Source organism: Micromonospora avicenniae, from assembly GCF_900156065.1.
GTDB lineage: Bacteria > Actinomycetota > Actinomycetes > Mycobacteriales > Micromonosporaceae > Micromonospora > Micromonospora avicenniae.
Genome location: NZ_FTNF01000009.1, coordinates 181820 through 200701 on the forward strand (window position 1 = coordinate 181820; position 18882 = coordinate 200701).

The 18882-nt window shown below is 73.3% G+C and carries 13 protein-coding genes; 6 read left to right on the forward strand and 7 right to left on the reverse strand.

All coding sequences use genetic code 11. The features are described from left to right. Positions 1–191: 191 nt before the first annotated feature. Both BXA10_RS16270 and BXA10_RS16275 read right to left on the reverse strand, forming a co-directional pair. Complete coding sequence (locus BXA10_RS16270; RefSeq protein WP_076471203.1) at positions 192–5102, reverse strand: SCO7613 C-terminal domain-containing membrane protein; 4911 nt, start codon at positions 5100–5102, stop codon at positions 192–194. 162 nt (positions 5103–5264) lie between these two features. Then, positions 5265–6692, reverse strand: coding sequence for a UDP-glucose dehydrogenase family protein (locus BXA10_RS16275; RefSeq protein WP_076471204.1), 1428 nt, complete (start codon positions 6690–6692; stop codon positions 5265–5267). 245 nt (positions 6693–6937) lie between these two features. On the opposite strand from BXA10_RS16275, the gene BXA10_RS16280 reads away from it, so the two are divergent. Continuing rightward, entirely contained in the window at positions 6938–8101 is a 1164-nt protein-coding gene (locus BXA10_RS16280) for an acyl-CoA dehydrogenase family protein (protein ID WP_076471205.1), read from the forward strand. Between the two features lie 81 nt (positions 8102–8182). Here BXA10_RS16280 and BXA10_RS16285 read toward each other — a convergent pair whose 3' ends face one another. Then, positions 8183–8836, reverse strand: coding sequence for a hypothetical protein (locus BXA10_RS16285; protein ID WP_076471206.1), 654 nt, complete (start codon positions 8834–8836; stop codon positions 8183–8185). Between the two features lie 23 nt (positions 8837–8859). On the opposite strand from BXA10_RS16285, the gene BXA10_RS16290 reads away from it, so the two are divergent. Both BXA10_RS16290 and BXA10_RS16295 read left to right on the forward strand, forming a co-directional pair. After that, on the forward strand, positions 8860–9378 hold the full coding sequence (locus tag BXA10_RS16290) for an acyl-CoA thioesterase (protein ID WP_076471207.1): 519 nt from the start codon (positions 8860–8862) through the stop codon (positions 9376–9378). A gap of 270 nt (positions 9379–9648) precedes the next feature. Then, positions 9649–11634, forward strand: coding sequence for an acetoacetate--CoA ligase (locus BXA10_RS16295; protein ID WP_076471208.1), 1986 nt, complete (start codon positions 9649–9651; stop codon positions 11632–11634). A 76-nt stretch (positions 11635–11710) separates the two neighbouring features. On the opposite strand, the gene BXA10_RS16300 is transcribed toward BXA10_RS16295, so the two are convergent. Continuing rightward, the gene (locus BXA10_RS16300) at positions 11711–12400 is read right to left on the reverse strand and encodes a TIGR03089 family protein (protein ID WP_076471209.1); all 690 of its coding nucleotides are present in this window, start codon (positions 12398–12400) and stop codon (positions 11711–11713) included. A gap of 151 nt (positions 12401–12551) precedes the next feature. On the opposite strand from BXA10_RS16300, the gene BXA10_RS16305 reads away from it, so the two are divergent. Both BXA10_RS16305 and BXA10_RS16310 read left to right on the forward strand, forming a co-directional pair. Further along, a complete protein-coding gene (locus tag BXA10_RS16305) occupies positions 12552–13697 on the forward strand; it encodes a glycosyltransferase family 4 protein (protein ID WP_076471210.1) in 1146 nt (381 codons plus the stop codon). 52 nt (positions 13698–13749) lie between these two features. Then, positions 13750–14838 (forward strand): mannose-1-phosphate guanylyltransferase, encoded by a 1089-nt coding sequence (locus BXA10_RS16310; protein WP_076471287.1) that lies wholly within the window; start codon positions 13750–13752, stop codon positions 14836–14838. Here BXA10_RS16310 and BXA10_RS16315 read toward each other — a convergent pair. Next, positions 14807–15400, reverse strand: coding sequence for an NUDIX hydrolase (locus BXA10_RS16315; protein WP_076471211.1), 594 nt, complete (start codon positions 15398–15400; stop codon positions 14807–14809). The genes BXA10_RS16310 and BXA10_RS16315 overlap by 32 nt on opposite strands. 369 nt (positions 15401–15769) lie before the next feature. Here BXA10_RS16315 and BXA10_RS16320 point away from each other — a divergent pair, with 369 nt between their 5' ends. Next, positions 15770–16762, forward strand: coding sequence for an ArsR/SmtB family transcription factor (locus BXA10_RS16320; RefSeq protein ID WP_076471212.1), 993 nt, complete (start codon positions 15770–15772; stop codon positions 16760–16762). A 66-nt stretch (positions 16763–16828) separates the two neighbouring features. On the opposite strand, the gene BXA10_RS16325 is transcribed toward BXA10_RS16320, so the two are convergent. Together BXA10_RS16325 and cofD are read right to left on the reverse strand one after the other, a co-directional pair. Beyond that, on the reverse strand, positions 16829–17914 hold the full coding sequence (locus tag BXA10_RS16325) for a coenzyme F420-0:L-glutamate ligase (protein WP_076471213.1): 1086 nt from the start codon (positions 17912–17914) through the stop codon (positions 16829–16831). Further along, a complete protein-coding gene (gene cofD, locus BXA10_RS16330) occupies positions 17911–18858 on the reverse strand; it encodes a 2-phospho-L-lactate transferase (RefSeq protein ID WP_076471288.1) in 948 nt (315 codons plus the stop codon). The genes BXA10_RS16325 and cofD overlap by 4 nt, the downstream gene beginning before the upstream one ends. Positions 18859–18882 lie beyond the last annotated feature (24 nt).

Below are 18882 nucleotides of genomic sequence, written 5' to 3' on the forward strand. Positions count from 1 at the left end.
TGCGGCTGGTGATTCCCCTGCCCAGGTGGGTGGTGCGTATCGGGGTGCAGAGCAAAGTCTCCGAAGTGGGTGGCAGTCCGGCGGAGCTGCCCGTCACGTTCGGTGACTAGCGAGCGACATCACTGACAGTCATTGCGGGGAAGCTCCTCATCCGGCCATGAGCGAAGCTTCCGCCCGGCGCGCCCTCGGCCTCACCGCATGCCGCGCAGGGCGGTCTGGAGGCGCTCCTGAGCGCGGCGGCGGCGCTCGTTGCTCGCTCCGAGGACCAGCAGCAGGATGCCGACGGGGATCAGCACCAGCCACGGCCCGAAGGCGAAGAGCGCATGGATCGCGGTGATCGCGGTGACCGTGGCCCCGACGATCACGGGAGCCTGCTGCCGGCTCGACGAGCCGAAGACGAGCACCGCGACCGCCCCGAGCAGCAGCAGCACCTGCCGTAGCGTGGTCGAGCCGGTGGCCAGGACGATCGCGAGGCTCGGCACGAACGCGGCGACCAGCGCCGGGCCGTACGCCACCCAGCTGCTGAGGTCCGGGCGGTGGCGTAGCTCCAGCACTCCCACGAGCAGGGCCAGCGCGGCGAACGGCAGCGTGTACGCCTCGGGCAGCGCCACGTCGGCGACCCGCATGAGGATCCACCAGGCGGTGATCTCACACACCACCACGGCCCAGAACAGGACTCGGCGCTCGATCGGCCGGCGGTTGGGCCGGCTGGCCGCCACACCGAGCACCGCACCCCAGGCCGCCAGCAGGGCGGCGATGTGCCGAGGTGAGTCGAACGCCAGCGCCAGCGCGATGAGCGCGGCAGCGTGACCGCTCCACTCCACCGTGGCCGCCTCGCGCTGCGCCTCCGGACGACGCAGCCGGGGCAGCACGGCGGCGAAGACCTGCAGGGCGGCGCCGACGGCGAGCACGCCGAACGCCGACCAGACCGCGGCCAGCCCGGCGACGAGGCCGGCGGTCAGCACGAACAGTTGCGCCATCAACGAGGCGAAGAGCCAGCCCAGGATCCGGGCGCGTTGCGTGGTGCCGAAGACCGCCGCCACCGCGCCCACGCCCACCGCTCCACCGAGGGTGAAGAGGGTCAGCTCCCGGGTGGCCAGGCTGCCGGCGAGCCCCGCGCCGCCCGCTGCCAGGCCGATGACGAAGACCAGCACCCGCGCGAGGCGCAGGGATCGCGCCGGCTCGACCAGCGGCGGGGGCGGAGTCAGGGCGAGCCCCAGCATCGAGATGGTGAAGACGGACAGCGCGGCGAGGACGTTCGCCGGCCAGCCGGCGCCCAGCGCCGTCGGGGCGATGAGCAGTGTGACGGCCGCGCCCGGCAGCACCACCGGCACCGCCCGGGTAGGCCGACCGCCGCTGAACCCGGTGGCCGCGAGCGTCGCGGTCGCGGTGAGCAGGAGCGCGGTGAGCACGTGCGTGGGGTCGACCGCGCCGGGCGGCGGGGTGAGCAGCTCCGGCGGTGGCCCCTGCCAGATCCGGGCCAGCGTCCGGTGCGGCTCGACCAGCGCCACCTCCAGAGCGTGGGCGATCGAGGCGAGCGCCAGGGCGGTGGGCAGCACGGCGGCGGCCAGTGCCCCGGCGGCCGGGCTGACCCGCCAGCGGCGCCGCTCGAGACCGTCGGGCGATCGGCGCAGCGCCCCGTCCAGCAGCACCGACCAGCGTCGTACCGGCTGCGCCGCACCGGCGGGCGGGACGGTGGCGGCGCGGACCAACTCGGCCAGTACGCCGAGCAGGGCGGCCGCGGCCGCGTACACGCCGACCGCGAGGCTGGTGGGGAAGGCGGCCAGGGCGCTGATCGTCGCGCCGCCGGCCACGGCCACGCTGGCCCAGGGCAGGTACTGCGGGATGCGGCGGCGTGCCGCGGCCACCGCTGCCAACCCGAGGCTGGACGCGGCAAGCGCGGCGGTCAGCACCACCTGCGCCGAGCGGTCGAACTCGGCGGACAGGGCCGCGAGCGCGCCCGGCAGGGCGAGCAACGCCGCGCCCGCCGCCGCGCCCCCGATCTGGGCCAGGTGCGGCGGCATGCCCTCGGTCTCGACGTCCTCGGTGAGTGTGCCGGCGAAATTGCGAGCCAGCACGGCCACCACCACACCGATCAACGCGATGCTGCCCAGCGCCAGCGCGGTCGTCCACGGGCGCACCAGTCCCGCCCCGGCTGCGTGCAGGGCCACCACCCCGGCGACCGTCGCCCGGGAGAGGGCGGCGCGCGGATCGAACGAGGCGGTGGCGGCCATCCCGAAGACGGCGGCGACCATGCCGCCGACCAGCACCGGCGACCACCACGGCAGGGCGAACGCGGCCGGTGCCCCGATGGTGGCCAGCACCACGGCGACACCGGCGACGTCGTACCTCCAGGGCGGCGGCAGCAGGACGGCGGCCGCGAGGGCGAGCAGCCCCAGGGCGACCGGCGCCTGCCAGGTGGATCCTCCGGTGGGCGCGGCCGGCCAGCCGGAGAGGTCTCCGTTCCAGATCGGACCGGGGGTGGCGAGCACACCCACCCCACCGCGCAGCGCCATCCAGCCGGCAGCCAGGCCGATCAGCAGGCCACCCACGGAGACGCCGAGGATCGGGCCGCGCCGCCACTCCTCGGGCATCGCCCGAGCCGCCACTGCCACGAGCAGCACCAGCGCGGCGGCGACCGCGAGCTGGCCGCCGGGAGCGAGCACGGCCGTGATCCGGACCAGCGTGGCGATCAGCGCCGCCGTCACCGCGGCGGCCGCGAGGTCCGACCCGTCCAGGGTGAGGTCGGAGCGGCGGCCCGCGTCGATCGACGGAGCCAGGAAGAGCAGCACCGCGGCCACCAGCAACAGCGCGCCGACCCAGGCGTCGGCCACTGTCGCCCCGGGAGCGCCGAACGCGGCGGCGGTCACGAGCAGCGCGCCGAGCCCGGTGCCGACCGCCAGTGGCGCCGGGATGTGCCGCTGCGAGACCTGGACGATCGCCGTGTATCCGAGGGTCACGCACACCGCCAGGAAGGCCGCCGCGAGCACCGGGACGGTCTCCTCGCGCAGGCTCGCCGGGGTCGGCGTCGGATCCGCCGGTGTGGTGGCGGCGACGAAGGCGGCCACCGCGCCCGGCAGGGCGAACGCCGCGCCGCCGGCGGCCCACGCGGAGACGACGTCGGCCGGTGCCGGGGCGATCCGGATCCGGGGCGCCACCGCGACGAGTACGCCCGCCAGGAAGAGCACCACCAGCACGGCCGCGGTCAGCGTGGGTCGCGCGAGGCCGGCTCCCGCCCCGAACAGGCCCACTGCTGCCGCGCCTACCGCGTGTGCCAGCGCGGCCCGTCTGGTGCGGGCGGATAGTCCGACCACGCCGATGCCGATTGCCGTGAGCACCATCGGCCAGGGCGCGGCCGCCCAGCCCAGACCGAACGACGCCGGGACCGCCAAGGCGGTCAGCGCCGCTCCGGTCACCGCGAACTCGCGCCGGATCTCCGGCGGCAGGGCCAGCACCGCGGCGATGGTGAGCAGGAAGGCGCTCGCGGCCAACTGCCAGTCGGCCGGGCCGACCGCGGCGGCGAGTTCGGCGGGGTACCGGTCGAGGTCGGCGGCCCAGGCGGGCAGCGCGGCGCGGAGCGGGGCGACGCCGGCGCGCAGCGCGCTCCCGGCCACCACCAGACCGCTCACCGTGAGCGCCACCGCCGAGGCGAGCTGGGGCCCGCGCCGGGCTGCCTCCGGTACGGCCCGGACGGCCAGGCCGGTGACCGCGATGACACCCGCGATCAGCAGCAGCGCCCGGCCCGGCAGAGCCACCGAGGCGACTCGGCTCAGCGCGCCGATGACCGCGAGGGTGAGGACGCCCGCGCCGAGGTCCGGCAGTGGCGGGCGGCGCAGCGCCAGGGTGCTGGCCATCCCCACGATCGCGGCGAGCAGCAGCACCAGCCCGGCGCCGGTGGCGGCCGGCACGGTGGTCGCCCGGAGCAGGGCGGTCACCGCGTACGCCAGCGCGATGGCGACGGCGACCCCGTGCAGCAGCCAGGTCAACTCACGCAGCCCGGGCACCGGACGGGGTGGCGCCTCGGCGGCCGTCGGTTCCGGCGGGGTGAGGACCTCTCCGGCCTCCTCCGGCGCAGCCTCGGGACGAGTGTCGGCGGACCGTTGCCGGGGCGCGGTCGGCGGTGCCGGGGACGCGGGTGGCGATTCCGGCAGGTCGCGCCGGACCGGGCGTTCCACCGCCACTCCGGAACGGGCCAACCAGAGGTCCAGCAGGGCGACCGCGGTCAGCGCCAGCGCCCAACCGGCCGGCCCGGTGATCCGGTCGTACGCCAGCAACGGCACCACCGGCTGGGCGGCGAGCACCGTGGCGAACCGGGGTGCGCGCAGCCCAGCCCAGGCGGCGTAGCCGACCGAGACGGCGGTGGTCGCTAGGAAGATCAGCCCGGCGAAGACCGCGCCGGAGGCGCCGCCGTTGCCGATCCGGTCCACCGCCCAGAGCGCGTACCCGGCGAGGGGCACCAGCAGCAGGCCGACGGCGGCGATCGTCTCGGCGGTGGAGGTGAGCCCGCGCCGAGCCAGCACGGGCGGCGCGAGCAGCAGCAGCACGGTCGCGACGAGCAGGATGCCGAGCCGTACGAGCGCGTCCATCGAGCTCGTCGCCACCGCGGCGAAGACCACCGCGGCGACGCCGAGCAGCAGCGCGCCCAGCCCGAGCGGGATGTTCTGCACCTCCCGCGAGGACGCCTCTGGCGGGTGTTCGGGATCGTCGGCGTCCAACCAGGTCACCGGCGGTGGTGGCGGTGGCGGCTCGGCGGATCCGGGCGGGGTGCCCTGCCGGGGGACCCGAGGCGGCGCGCCGGTGGTGGCGGTAGGCGGACGTCGGCCGGGGCGGCGACGCAGCACCCGGCGCGGTCGGGTCGCCTGCTTGGTGCGCTCCTCGCCGGCGTGCGCGAGGATGTCCCGCTGGAAGAGCGCGGCCTGCATCTTCGCGGCGATCTGCCGCTGCTCACGGGCGATGGCGGCTTCGCGCGCCTTCATCTCCGCTATGGAGCGTTCGATCTCCGCCAGGTGTTCGACCCACTGTGGCTGCTCGGCGCCGCAGTGCGGGCACCGGTCGGCCGGTTTGATCTCCCGACCGCACGACGAGCACTGAAAGGTCGCCACGACACCCCTCCACCCGCACTGTGGACCTCCACTGTCGCAGCATGCCCAAATCCGGCGCGATTTTCGACAGTTGTCGGCGGGTCCAGGACAAACGAGGCTTCCGGCAAAAGGCAACGGCCGGCCGCGGATGAGTTCCGCGGCCGGCCGTCGTGGCTATCTCAATCAGGGGCGACCCATGCCCCGGTACTCCCAGCCGGCCTGCGTCCACATTGCTGCGTCGAGGCAGTTGCGCCCGTCGACGACCTTTCGGCCGGCGACCAGTTCGCCGAGGGCGACCGGGTCGGCGTTGCGGAAGTCCGCCCACTCGGTGAGCACGCAGACCAGGTCCGCGCCGGTCACGGCGTCGGTCATGCTGGCCTCGTAGATCAGCTCGGGCATGGCTCGGCGGGCGTTCTCCATGCCCTCCGGGTCGAAGACGTGCACCTCCGCGCCGGCCTTGCGCAGCAGCCCGGCCACGGCGAGCGCCGGGGCGTCGCGTACGTCGTCGGTGTTGGGCTTGAAGGTGGCGCCGAGCACGGCGATCCGGGTACCGGAGAGGTCCGGTCCGGCGGGACCAGTCCGGCGGCCGAGAAGGTCCGCGGCGAGCTGGAGGACGCGGGTACGGCGGCGAAGGTTGATCAGGTCGACCTCGTGCAGGAAGCGCAACGCCTCCCCCGCGCCCAGTTCCTGGGCCCGGGCCTGGAAGGCGCGGATGTCCTTGGGCAGGCACGCGCCACCGAAGCCGAGACCGGCCTGGAGGAACCGGTTGCCGATCCGCGGGTCGAAGCCGATGGCCCGGGCGAGCTGGGTGACGTCACCGCCGGCGACCTCGCACACCTCGGCCATCGCGTTGATGAACGAGATCTTGGTGGCGAGGAACGCGTTCGCGGCGACCTTGACCAGCTCGGCGGTGGCGAAGTCGGTGACCACGAGCGGGACCTCGCGGTCCTCGGTGGCGGCCAGGTCGAAGACGCCCTTGTGCGCGGCGTAGAGCATCCCGTTGGCCCACTCGCTCTTCACGCCGACCACGATCCGGTTGGGGCGCAGCACGTCGTCGACGGCGAAGCCCTCCTGGAGGAACTCCGGGCTCCACGCGACCTCGACTCCGAGGTCGGCCGGGGTGTGCTTGCCGACGAGCTGCTCCACCCACTCGGCGGTGCCGACCGGCACCGTCGACTTGCCCACGATCAGCGCCTTGCGGGTGAGGTGCTGCGCGAGGCCGGTCACCGACGCCTCGACGTACGACAGGTCGGCGCCCATGCCGTCGGCGCGCTGCGGCGTGCCGACGCAGATGAAGTGCACGTCACCGAAGTCGGCGGTCTCGGCGATGTCGGTGCTGAACCGCAGCCGGCCGGCCGCGAGGTTGCGCCGGAGCAGTTCGTCGAGGCCTGGCTCGTGGATCGGCACCTGACCCGCGTTGAGCATTGCGATCTTGTCGGCGTCGACGTCGAAGCCGAGCACCTCGTAGCCCAGCTCTGCGTAGCAGATGGCGTAGGTCGCACCGAGGTAGCCGGTGCCGAGGAAGGTCACCCGGGGCCGGGCGGCGCCCGACGGCGGCGTCACCGTGGCGATGGGGGTCACCGGCTGGCTGTTTGGGTACGGAATCGTCACGCCTGTCTTCTCCGCTCGCACTGGGCGGCGCTACGTCGCGTCGCTACTGCTGCGGCGCCTGGCCGGGCACCGGAGGGAACTGCTCGTCTTTATATGGTCGCCGGGCGGCGGCGGTACCCGTCGAGGACGAGCCTACGCCGCGGTAACTTGTACCTGAACCTTGGTCGCTATCCTTCAGTCTGCGCGGTCCGCGGTCAGGAGACGGTACAGACTGCGCATGATAGCGGTGAAGGGGAGGGGCCGGCATGGCCGCAGAGGAGTCGTTCGACGTCTACCGGTTGCCCGAGGAGCACGAGGCGATCCGTGAGGCGGTCCGGGAGGTCTGCGCGGCGAAGGTGGCACCCAACGCCGCCGAGGCGGACGAGACCGGCGAGTTCCCCAAGGCGTCGTACGACGCGTTGCGCGCTGCGGACTTCCACGCGCCGCACATCCCGGTCGAGTACGGCGGCGCCGGCGCGGACGCGCTCGCCACCGCGATCGTGATCGAGGAGGTGGCCCGGGCCTGCGCCGCGTCCTCGTTGATCCCGGCGGTGAACAAGCTCGGCACGATGCCGCTGCTGCTGGCCGGTTCCGAGGAGCTCAAGCGTCGCTACCTGACGCCGGTGGCGAGCGGCGACGCGATGTTCTCGTACTGCCTCTCGGAACCGGAGGCCGGTAGCGACGCGGCGTCGATGACCACCCGGGCGGTGCGTGACGGGGATCACTGGGTGCTCAACGGCGTGAAACGGTGGATCACGAACGCCGGGGTGTCGGAGTACTACACCGTCTTCGCGGTCACCGACCCGTCCGCCCGGTCGAAGGGCATCTCCGCGTTCGTGGTGGAGAAGTCGGACCCGGGCGTGAGCTTCGGCGCGCCGGAGAAGAAACTCGGGATCAAGGGCTCCCCGACGCGCGAGGTCTACCTCGACGACGTGCGGATCCCGGCGGACCGGATGATCGGCGCCGAGGGGACCGGTTTCGCCACCGCGATGCGCACTCTGGACCACACCCGGGTCACCATCGCCGCGCAGGCGCTCGGCATCGCGCAGGGCGCGCTCGACTACGCCAAGGGCTACATCCAGGAGCGCAAGCAGTTCGGCAAGGCGGTCGCCGAGTTCCAGGGCGTCCAGTTCATGCTCGCCGACATGGGCATGAAGCTGGAGGCGGCCCGGCAGTTGACGTACGCCGCGGCGGGCAAGTCCGAGCGCGGCGACGCGGACCTCACCTACTTCGGCGCGGCGGCCAAGTGCTTCGCCTCGGACGCCGCCATGGAGATCACCACGGATGCGGTGCAGCTGCTCGGTGGCTACGGCTACACCAAGGACTACCCGGTCGAGCGGATGATGCGGGACGCCAAGATCACCCAGATCTACGAGGGCACCAACCAGGTGCAGCGCATCGTGATGGCCCGCCAGTTGCTGCGCGGCTGACGCGAGGTACGCCGTCGGGTTGCCCCCGCTCCCGTGGACACGGGGTCGGGGGCGGGCCGGCGGTGCCGACCCGCCCCACTCTCAGCGGATACCGGTGCTGTCCTCCGGCTTACGGGGCGGGGCCGACCACGGCGACTCCCCACCCGTACGCCGGGGGAGCGGCTCGGTCGGGGTGGAGTCCGGGTAGGCCAGGGTGATCGGAGCGGCGGTGTCCCGCTCCGGGGAGGCGACCGGCGGCCAGTCGGTCAACGTGACCTCGTTGTCCGTGGTGTTCTTCTCCGTCTCGGCGGGCACCGGCGCGCCTGCCGATGCCGGCCAGCGCCGCCAACGTTGCAGGCTGAACGTCGCCATGATCAACATCATGCCGAGCAGGAAGAGCATGCCGTTCTCCACCGGCAGTTGCAGCGGGAGCGGATCGCCGAACACCTTCCAGCCGTCCGGGACGGTGTCGCGTACCTCGAACGGCGCCACGAACATCCCGATGTACGGGACGACCATCAGTAGTCCGGCCACCAGCGGACCGACCGGCGAGATGCGCAGCGTGCCGAGCAGGCCCAGAAGGATGCCACCGACTCCCAGGTAGACGGCCGGCTCGATCAGGTTGGCCGTGTTGAACTTTCCGATCTCCACCCAGCGGCCGATCGTGCCGCTCGACCCGTCCTGCCCGAGCGTGACCAGCACCCAGGTGACAGGCGCCACCACCAAACCGGCGAGGAAGCTCCAGAGATGTCGCATCCGCGCACCGTACCGTTTCCGTCATGACCGAGCACCCCTCCACCGCGCCGGCCGGCAAGCCGACGTCGTACTCCCGGGTCACCCTGAGCCGGATCATGACCGCCGTGGACGTCAACCTGTACGGCACCGTCCACGGCGGTGTGCTGATGAAGTTCGTGGACGACGTGGCCGGAGCAGCCGCCGCCCGGCACAGTGGCGGCACGGCGGTGACCGCCGCGATCGACGAGATCGTCTTCTCCGAGCCGGTCCGGGTCGGTGACCTGCTGCACGCGCACGCCCAGGTGAACTGGACCGGTCACAGCTCCATGGAGGTCGGTGTCCGGGTCGTGGCGGAACGGTGGGACTCGGCCGAGGACGAGCCGATCCGGGTCGCCACCGCGTACCTGGTGTTCGTCAGCGTCGACGTGGGCGGCGCGCCGCGACCGGTGCGGCCGGTGCTGCCGGAGACGACCGAGGACGAGCGACGCTTCCGGGAGGCGGAGATCCGGCGGGCCCACCGTCTGGCCCGCCGCCGCGCGATCCAGGCCCACCGCGCCGGCTGACCTGCGCGGAGGCGGCCCCTGCTCGGCCTTCCCCGGCGGGCGGGGGCCATGCCGGCAGCCGGTGATCGACGAGCACCCCCGGTGGGACCGCGAGACGTGACGAGGTGTCCCCTCCTCGCCCTGGTCCCACACAGGAGAGCCGGTTGACATGTGGGGCCGCCACGCGCCTTCGGTGGCGACGGGTGCGGAGAATGGCGCTTCGACGTAGGGCAAGATGGCGCCACGGCCCATCGCACAGAGTCGTGTCCGGGGCCAGGGGAGGGCAGAGCAGTGGGTGACGTGCTGTGGACGCCGCCGGCGGACGTACGCGAGCGGTCCCGGATCGGGGGCTACCTGCGCTGGCTGCGGGAGCACCGTGGCTTGGACTTCGCCGACTACGACGCGCTGTGGCGCTGGTCGGTCACCGATCTGGAAGCGTTCTGGCGCTCGATCTGGGACCACTTCGAGGTGGTGGCGCACACTCCCCCGACCGCCACGCTGACCGGCCGGAGCATGCCCGGAGCGCGCTGGTTCCCGGGCGCGACGTTGAACTACGCCGAGAACGTGCTGCGCATGCCCGGCCGGGCCGACGCCGATCCAGTGGTCATCGCGCACGGCCAGACCCGTACGCCGGTCACCCTGACCGCCGCCGAGCTGCGCGAACAGGTCCGGCGGGTGGCGGCGGGACTGCGCCGGCTGGGGGTCACCGCGGGCGACCGGGTGGCGGCGTACGCGCCGAACATCCCGGAGACGTACGTGCTGCTGCTCGCCACGAGCAGTCTCGGCGCGATCTTCACGTCCTGCGCCCCCGAGTTCGGTACGCGTAGCGTCACCGACCGCTGGCAGCAGATCGAGCCGACGGTGCTGGTCGCCGTCGACGGCTACCGGTACGGCGAGAAGGCGGTGGACCGCCGCGCCGAGGTCGCCGCGATCCGCGCCGCGCTGCCGTCACTGCGGCACACCGTCGGCATCGGCTACCTCGACCCGGCGGCCGTGCCCGATGCGGCGACATCCTGGGCGGAGCTGGCCGCGCCGACCGACGAGCCGCTGACCTTCACCCCGGTCGCCTTCGACCACCCGCTCTACGTGCTCTACTCCTCCGGCACCACGGGGCTGCCCAAGCCGATCGTGCACGGGCACGGGGGGATCCTGCTGGAGCACCTGAAGATGCTCGCCCTGCACCACGACCTGGGCTCCGGCGACCGGTTCTTCTGGTTCACCACCACCGGCTGGATGATGTGGAACTTCCTGGTCTCCGGGCCGGCGGTGGGCGCGGCGATCGTGCTGTTCGACGGCAACCCGGGCCACCCCGACCTCGGCGCGCTGTGGCGGTTGGCGGAGGAGACCGGCACCACGTACTTCGGCACGTCCGCGCCGTTCCTGCTGGCCTGCCGCAAGGCCGGCCTGGTGCCGAAGGAGATCGCCGACCTCTCCGCGCTGCGCGGCCTCGGCTCCACCGGCGCGCCGCTGCCGGCCGAGGGCTTCACCTGGGTGTACGAGACGGTCGGCGAACGCCTCCAGCTCCAGTCCCTCTCCGGCGGCACCGACGTCTGCACGGGATTCGTGGGCGGGGTGCCGCTGCTCCCCGTGCACACCGGCGAGATCACCTGCCGGGCCCTCGGCGCGAAGGTCGAGGCGCGCTCGGCCGACGGCACCGCCGTCATCGACGAGCTGGGCGAACTGGTGATCACCGAGCCGATGCCGAGCATGCCGGTGGGCTTCTGGAACGACGTGGACGGCTCCCGCTACCGGGAGGCGTACTTCGACGTCTATCCGGGAGTCTGGCGGCACGGGGACTGGATCACGATCAACTCGCGGGGCGGCTGTGTGATCACCGGACGCTCCGACGCCACTCTCAACCGGGGTGGCGTACGGCTCGGCACCGCCGAGTTCTACTCCGTGGTGGAGGGGCTGGACGAGGTGGTCGACTCGGTGGTCGTGCACCTGGAGGACGACCAGGGCGGTGCCGGCGAGCTGCTGCTCTTCGTGGTGCTCGCCGACGGGTTGGAGCTGGACGACGCGCTGCGGAAGAAGATCAGCCGTGAGCTGCGTACCGCGCTGTCGCCGCGGCACGTCCCCGACGAGATCCATCAGGTGCGGGCGGTGCCGCGCACGCTGTCGGCGAAGAAGCTCGAGGTGCCGGTCAAGAGGATCCTCACCGGCACCCCGATCGACCGCGCCGCGGCCAAGGGGGCCCTGGCCAACCCGGAGTCGCTCACGGCCTTCGCGCAGCTGGCCCAACGTCGCGCCCCGCTGGACCACCCGACCCCGGCCTGACGCCCCCGCTCCCCGCCCCTCGGCGTGCCGCACTCCGGCAGTCGTCGCGCGACGGTGACGCGAGCGGTGCCGGGTGTCAGGCCACGGTCCGGGTGACTTTCTCCGCCGCCACGCGGTCGGCGACGCGGGCCGGGTCCAGGTTGCCGCAGAGGACGACGCTGGCCCCGACCGTGAGTGGCGCGAGCAGCCAGTCCACCGGCTCGGGGTGCCGAGCCGCGTCGATCAGTACCCGGTCGCCCTCGACCAGGCCGAACTCCGTCGCGCGGGCCCGTGCCCGCCCGAGCAGCTCCGCGTCGGCCCCGCCGCCCAAGCCGTGCGAGCTGAAGTGGTCGCCGTGGCCACGCACCTCGACCACGTAGTCGGCGAAACCGGCGGGCACCTCCCGCAGCGGCAGGGCGAACGGGTCGAGCGCGAGCGCGTACCGCTCGTCCGCCGGCCAGGCGTCCGTCTCCGTCACCCGGTCCAGGGCGGCGAAGAGCACGTCGACCGGACCCGGCACCTCGGCCACGGTGAGCCCGGCGGACCAGCAGCCGAGCAGGACCGCGGCGGTCTGCCAATGCGGCGGCAGGAGCACTCCGGCGGTGTCGTCGGGCCCCACGGCGGCCCCGTCGACCAGCAGGTTGGCCGTCTTGGCCACCCAGTTGGCCAGCGTGGCGCCGGACAGTTCGGTGCGCTCGCCGGAGGCGTCGTCGTACCAGGTGAGCAACGGTCGGGTCGGATCGGGTGCGATCGCGTCGGCGAAGACCCGGGCAATGTTCTCGGCCATCGGCGCGAACGATACGCCGCCACGGTACGTACCTGACGACGATGACAAGTACGCGTACCGTCGGGTCGCAGTCAGCGTCGGCGGGGGGCTCCGGCGTAGGCTTGCGACCGGAGTGTTGTTCCCCACAGACCCGCCAGCAAGGAGTCGCCCCGTGACCGCCGGTCGCCCGCCCCGCGTGCTCATCGACGCCACGAGTGTCCCCGCCGACCGTGGCGGCGTCGGGAGATACGTCGACGGCCTGCTCGGGGCGCTGGGCAAGGTGTGTGGGTCGGGTGTGGATCTGGCCGTCGTCAGCCTCCGCACCGACCTCGAGCGATACTCCCGGATGTTGCCGGGCGCCGAGATCGTGCCGGCGCCGGCGGCTGTGGCACACCGGCCGGCCCGGCTCGCCTGGGAGCAGACGGGATTGCCGCTGCTGGCCCAGCAGCTCGGCGCGCAGGTGCTGCACTCTCCCTTCTACACGTGTCCGCTACGTGCGGGCTGTCCCGTCACGGTGACCGTGCACGACGCGACCTTCTTCACCGAGCCCGAGCACTACGACAAGTCCCGCCGCACGTTCTTCCGCAGCGCCATCAAGACGTCGCTGCGCCGGGCCGATCGGGTGATCGTGCCGAGCAAGGCCACCCGGGACGAGCTGATCCGCCTGCTGGACGCCGACCCGACCCGGATCGACGTCGCCTACCACGGGGTGGACCACGCCGCGTTCCACGCGCCCAGCGACGAGGAGAAGGCCCGCGTGCGGGCCCGGCTCGGGCTGGGCAGCAGCAGCTACATCGCGTTCCTCGGCGCCAAGGAGCCGCGCAAGAACGTGCCCAACCTGATCCGGGGCTGGGCGCAGGCGGTCGCCGATCGTCCCAACCCGCCGGCTCTGGTGATCGCCGGCGGCCAGGGGCACGACGACGACATCGACCGGGCGGTCGCCGAGGTGCCTGCGCACCTGCGGCTGTTGCGTCCGGGCTACCTGCGCTACGCGGACCTGCCCGGCTTCCTCGGCGGGGCGTTGGTGGCCGCCTACCCGTCCTACGGGGAGGGTTTCGGGCTGCCGATCCTGGAGGCGATGGCCTGCGCCGCCCCGGTGCTCACCACGCCCCGGCTCTCGTTGCCCGAGGTGGGCGGTGACGCCGTGGCGTACACGAGTGAGAGCCCGGACCAGGTCGCGACCGACCTCGCGGCGCTGCTGGACGACGAGCCGCGCCGGTTGTCGCTGGCCAAGGCGGGCTTCGACCGGGCCAAGGAGTTCACCTGGGAGTCCAGCGCCGAGGTGCACATCGCGGCGTGGAGCCGGGCCCGGTCCTGACGTCCATCGAAACCGCCGGTTCGCGTGTGCGCCGTTCGGGCATGATGTGCTGATGCTCTATGCCGTCATCCCGGCGGGAGGCAGTGGCACGAGGTTGTGGCCACTGTCCCGTGCCGGCCACCCCAAATTCCTGCATCCGCTCACCGGGACGTCCGCCTCGTTGCTACAGGCGACGGTGGAGCGGCTGGCCCCGCTGACCACACCTGAGCGGACGATGGTGGTCACGGGGGCTGCGCACGTGACGGCGGTGGCACGGCAGTTGGCCGGTCTGCCGGAGGAGAACATCCTCGTGGAGCCGTCGCCACGGGACTCGTGCGCGGCCATCGCGCTGGCCGCGGCCGTGATCGCGCGGCGGGATCCAGACGCGGTGATGGGCTCCTTCGCGGCCGACCATCTGATCGGTGATCCGCTGAGCTGGGCGGAGACGGTACGCGAGGCGATGCGCGGCGCCGAGCAGGGGCTGTTGATGACGGTCGGGATCACCCCGACCCGCGCGGAGACCGGCTACGGCTACCTGGAGTGCGGCGACCTGCTCGGCGACGGCCCGCTGCGCATGGTCGCGGAGTTCAAGGAGAAGCCCGCCGCCGAGGTGGCCGAGGCGTACTTCCGTTCCGGTCGGCACCTCTGGAACGCCAGCATGTTCGTCTGGCGGGTGGACGTGTTCCTCGCCGAGCTGGCCCGGCAGCAGCCGGCTCTGCACGCCGGCGTGACCGCCATCTCGGCAGCGTGGGGCGCCCCGGAGCAGGACGAGGTGCTGGGTGCGGTCTGGCCGACGCTGCCGAAGATCTCCGTCGACTACGCGGTCATGGAGGGCGCGGCGATGGCCGGACGGGTGGCGACGGTCCCGGGTGACTTCGGCTGGAACGACGTCGGCGACTTCCACACGCTGGGTGACGTGCTGCCGGCGGACCACACGGGCAATGTGGTGCTCGGCGCCGCCAAGCCGGGCGTTCTGCTGAGGGACAGCACCGGTCTCGTGGTGGTGCCGCACTCGGGCCGGTTGGTGGCCGCGATCGGCGTCCACGACCTCGTCGTGGTGGACACCCCGGACGCGGTGCTGGTCTGTCCCCGTGAGCGTGCGCAGGACGTGAAGGCCCTGGTGGACGAGCTCAAGGAGCGGGGCGAAGAGGACTACGTCTGAGCGTGGCGAGGGCGGGCGCCACGAGCTGGACTGTCCCGTCGGCCAGCGGCTCGGGCAGCTGCCCCGGCGGGAACCAGCCGAGCGCGGTGGACTCGTCGCTGACGTGTTCCACCGCGCCGGCCGGAGCGAGGACCGCGAACCGGACGTCGTAGTGCAGTGAGCCACCCTGACAGGTGACCGGGTGGATGTCCACGTCGATCGGCACCGGGTCGATCCGCAGCCCGGGGATCCCGGACTCCTCGGTGGCCTCGCGCAGCGCGGCGCCGGCGAGCGTCCGGTCGCCGGGCTCGCAGTGCCCGCCGAGCTGCACCCAGCGGTGGAACTTGCCGTGCAGGCAGAGCAGTACCCGGCTGCCGGTGGCGTCCAGGACCAGCGCGCTCGCGGTGACGTGCCCCGGGCGGTGCGCCCGGCTCATCGCAACCGGTCCGGCCGCGAGCAGGGCCAGCGTGCGTTCCCGCGCCATGCCGGCGGCGGGGCTGGTGGGTGTCCACTCGGTCAGCAGCGCCGTCGCGTCGGCGTACAAGGCCGCGTACGGGTCGTCGTCGCCGGTGATCGCGGGCATTGTCGGATGGCTGGGTGCGCTGTTCGGCGCGGGCGCGACGTCGGGCATCCCGACACTGTACGAGCCGCCCCCGCATCGATCTCGCGAGCCGCTGGCCCTGAACGCCCGGCGAGACGGCCGGGCGGCACCCCTGCGGTGCAAGGGCCGCAGACCCTCGTGGCGCCGCCCGGTCGCCGGTCCTCCCCGGCCCGGTGCCTCGGAAGCGTCGCGCAACGAACGCGCCGGCACCGACGGGCACTGGAAGCATGCCCAACCCGCCCGGAGTACGTCGAGGTTTTTCAGCCCACGCTTAAAGATGGAGATAAGTGCCGGCCGGTAGAGTGCAAACGGTCGCCTGACACACCCCGGTCAGACGAGCGGGAGCGCGCCATGTTGAAGATCTACTTTTCCGGCGAGGACATCCTGCGGACCCGGGTCGCCCCGGCCGCCGATCCGGTCTGGGAGCTGGTCCTCAGTCTGCACCTCCTGCGTGGCCGCAGCCGGGACCCGATGATGGCCGCCTGGCGGCGTACCGTCGCCGGCGGGCTGCGCCGGGAGAGCGCATCCGAGCAGCTGCATCTCCTGCTCGCGTTGAACCCGCCACGCGGATACTTCCCCGACTTCCTCACCCCGTACGCCAGCGTTGGCGGCTTCGAGGCGGGACTGGACGCGGTCCGCAGCACGCCGGCCCAGTTGCTGCGTCGTGACCTGGCCGTGCTCGCCGGCGAGAATCCGTTGCCGCCGTCGGCGTCCGCACTGGCCAGGGGCGAGCCGGAGGCGCTGCGCGCGCTGACCGGCTCGATGGAGCGTTACCGGTCGGTGGCGATCAGCCCGTACTGGGGGCGGATCCAGGCGGCGGTGGAGGCCGACCGGGTGCGCCGGGCCCGCGCGGTGCTGGACGGCGGCGTGGAGGGGCTGCTCGCCAGTCTGCGGCCGAACATGCGCTGGGACTCGGGTGTGTTGGAGGTGCGTGACTACCCGGACAGCCGCGAGTTGCACCTGGACGGGCGGGGGCTGCTGCTCGTGCCGTCGTTCTTCTGCGCGCGTACCCCCGTGGCGTTGCTGGACCCGGCGCTGCCGCCCGTCCTCGCCTATCCGGTGGACCGGCTGGGTGGGCTGCTGCCCGCCGGCGACGAGGCCGGGCCCGTAACCGGTCGGGAGACGCTCGCCGCGCTGATCGGGCGGACCCGGGCCGCGGTGCTGGAGGCCAGCGACGACGGCTTAACCACCGGCGAGATGGCCCGGCGGTTGAACATCTCGCCGGCGGCAGCCAGCCAGCACACGGCCGTGTTGCGCAACGCCGGACTGCTCGTCAGCCAGCGGGACCGCAACACGGTGCTGCACACCCTGACCCCGCTGGGCCGCGCCGTCCTCGACGCCTGATCAGGACCGTCCACGCCGATCGCCGGGACGGAGCCGTGGGCCGGCGGCGGAACCGGCCAGGACCGGTCAGACGGCCAGGGCGGCGCTCGCGGTGCTCGCCGCCGGGGGCGGCAGGAGCAGGGACGGGATGCCCTCGACGGCCAGCGCGATACGCAGCCGGTGCAGGTCGGCGCCGAAGCGGACCAGGTCCAGACTGTTCACCGGGGTCGGCGGTGAGCCGAGGATCAGCCGGGTCGCCTGCGACGGCCAACCGGCCACCGCGGCGGCCAGCCCGGGGTGTGCGTCGTCGTCCACGAGGGTGAACACCGTGCCGGGTGCGACCGTGTGTGCGACCGCGCCGACCGCCCGCCGGATCCCGTTCGGGTCGGCCGGTGTCTCACCCGGGCCGTCCGCGAGGGTGGCGCCGGCGGCGAGGCCGGCCGCCCTGGCCTCGGCGGTGCCGAGCGAGAAGAGGTCCTGCGTGGCGTCGCGGACCAGCACCGCCGCGCCGGCGCCGTCGTCGTCCCGGGTGGTGCCGAGGTAGCCGCGGATCACGGCGACCGGCACCTGGTCGATCTTGCCCTTGATCAGCTCGCCGGCGCCGGCCAGCTCGTCCACCACCGCCATCTCGGTCAGGTTGAGCTCGTTGCCGTACGGGTCGGTCTCGCCGCGGTGGTCGCGGATGGCGTCCATCCCGGCCACTCCGAGCGCCACGTCGGTGAGCCCGTTGCGCCACGGCCGGCCCATGGTGTCGCTGACGATCACCGCGACGTCCCGGTCGTAGCGTTCACGCAGCGCGGCGCGCAGCGCCCGGGCCGAGGCGTCCGGGTCCTTCGGCAGCAGCACGAGCCGGGTCTTGTCGACGTTCGAGGCGTCGATGCCGGCGGCGGCCATCACGAAACCGTGGTGGGTCTGCACGATCCGGGTCGCGCCCCGGCTGGCCACCACCCGGGCGGTCTCCCCGGCCAGCACCTCGTCGCGAGCGACCTGCCGTTCGGGCCCGTCGGCTGGGATGTCCACCAGCCTGCCCTCCGCCTTGGAGACGATCTTGCTGGTGACCACCAGCACGTCGCCGTCGCGCAGCCAGGGTGCCGCCGTCGCGATCAGCGCCGCCAGGTCGTCGCCCTCGGACACGTGGCCGATGCCCAGCACCGGCAGGATCTCCAGCTTCACTGCATCTCCACCGCGGCGCGGACCATCGCCGCCGTCGCCGCCTCGTCGGTCATCCGCAGCGGTACCGCGCGGACCGTCACGTCCGGCACCACCGTGCCCTCGTCCTCCTCGGCGACCAGCCAGCCGTCCAGCAGGCCGCCCGTCGACCGTCCGCCGTAGAGGCCGCCCACCCCGGCCGCGCTGCACTCGACCCCGAGCACCGCGAGGCAGCGGTCGGCCATCCCGCGCACGGGCGCGCCGCCGATGATCGGCGAGACGCCCACCACCCGGGCCGGCCCGTCGGTGACCGCCTCCCGCAGCCCGGGCACGGCCAGGACCGGCGCGATGCTCACCACCGGGTTGCTCGGCGCGACCAGCACGATGTCGGCCGACCCGATGGCGTCCAACACGCCGGGCGCCGGCTTGGCAGTCTCCGCGCCGACGAAGACGAACCGGTGGGTCGGCACCTCGGCCCGGTGGCGTACCCACCACTCCTGGAAGTGGATCGCCCGCTGGGCGCCGTCGAGGTCGACCACCGCGTGCGTCTCCAGCCGGTCGTCCGTCGCCGGCAGCAGCCGTACGCCCGGCTGCCAGCGGGTGGCCAGCGCCTCCGTGACGGCGGAGAGCGGGTAGCCGGCGCTGGTCATCGTGGTGCGCACCAGGTGCGTGGCGATGTCCTTGTCGCCCAGGCCGAACCAGGTCGGCTCCGCCCCGTACGCGGCCAGCTCCGACTTGACCGTCCAGGTCTCGCCGACCCGTCCCCAGCCCCGCTCCGGGTCGGCTCCGCCACCCAGGGTGTACATGACGCTGTCCAGGTCGGGGCAGATCTTCAGCCCGTGCAGGTAGAGATCGTCGCCGACGTTGACCACCGCGGTCACCTCGGCACCCACCTGGCGGGCGTACGCCCGTACGCCGACCAGGAACCGGGCGCCTCCGATGCCACCCGCGAGAACCACGATGCGCATGCCGACCATCCTCCCGCACGCCAC

Bases quoted from the DNA above. Each gene is read 5' to 3' on its own strand.
- BXA10_RS16310 (WP_076471287.1), top strand. From the start codon at position 13,750: ATGCTCTATGCCGTCATCCCGGCGGGAGGCAGTGGCACGAGGTTGTGG.
- BXA10_RS16290 (WP_076471207.1), top strand. From the start codon at position 8,860: ATGACCGAGCACCCCTCCACCGCGCCGGCCGGCAAGCCGACGTCGTAC.
- BXA10_RS16315 (WP_076471211.1), bottom strand. From the start codon at position 15,400: ATGCCCGCGATCACCGGCGACGACGACCCGTACGCGGCCTTGTACGCC.
- BXA10_RS16285 (WP_076471206.1), bottom strand. From the start codon at position 8,836: ATGCGACATCTCTGGAGCTTCCTCGCCGGTTTGGTGGTGGCGCCTGTC.
- BXA10_RS16320 (WP_076471212.1), top strand. From the start codon at position 15,770: ATGTTGAAGATCTACTTTTCCGGCGAGGACATCCTGCGGACCCGGGTC.
- BXA10_RS16280 (WP_076471205.1), top strand. From the start codon at position 6,938: ATGGCCGCAGAGGAGTCGTTCGACGTCTACCGGTTGCCCGAGGAGCAC.
- BXA10_RS16300 (WP_076471209.1), bottom strand. From the start codon at position 12,400: ATGGCCGAGAACATTGCCCGGGTCTTCGCCGACGCGATCGCACCCGAT.
- cofD (WP_076471288.1), bottom strand. From the start codon at position 18,858: ATGCGCATCGTGGTTCTCGCGGGTGGCATCGGAGGCGCCCGGTTCCTG.